General features: G+C 74.3%; 1 protein-coding gene. It reads right to left on the bottom strand.

Features of this window, described 5'->3' with window-relative positions; translation table 11 throughout:
- On the bottom strand, nt 1-618 hold a 618-nt coding region (locus tag KUM32_RS38375; RefSeq protein WP_217146436.1), incomplete at both ends, for an asparagine synthase C-terminal domain-containing protein.

The raw sequence follows: 618 nt of genomic DNA, 5'->3' as shown, positions 1-618 counted from the left end.
AGCATCGGCAGGTTCTTCGGGCCGCCGAAGACCGGATCGCCACCCTCCCCGTTCAGCACCACGCGCAGCCCGTCGCCCGCCACCGCCTCGGCGAGCATCAGGTTGGGCACCGTCAACGGGTCGCCCACCGGGCTGTCGAGCAGCGCCGCCGCGTCCGCGAGCCGCGCGGCCACCGCGTCGCCGGAGACCGTGAGCACCCGGTGCCGGGTGTGGCAGTGCGCGGCGACCAGCCCCGAGTAGCCCAGCTCGTGCGGGAGTTCATCGCCGAAGCTGATCGAGTACGTGTGTACCGGTTGGTCGTGCGCCTTCGCGGCCAGCGCCGTCACCAGCGAGCTGTCGATCCCGCCGGACAGCAGCACGCCGACGGCCTCGCCCGCCGGCAGCCGTCGCGCCGTCGCCTCCTCCAACGCCGCCCGCAGGGCCAGCACGTACTCCGAGGGGTCCGCCGGCTCCAGGTCGGCCACGCGCTCACGCGGCTCCCAGTACACCCGCTCGGTGACGGCACCCGACGCCGACAGCCGCACCACGCGCCCCGGCAGCACCTCGTGCACGTCGCGCAGCAGCGTCTCGTCGCCGGGCAGATAGGCGAAGGTCAGGAACGAGCGGACGGCCGCCAGG

It is taken from the genome of Streptomyces sp. AC627_RSS907 (genome assembly GCF_019049165.1).
This window is presented reverse-complemented; position numbering and strand designations above follow the sequence as displayed.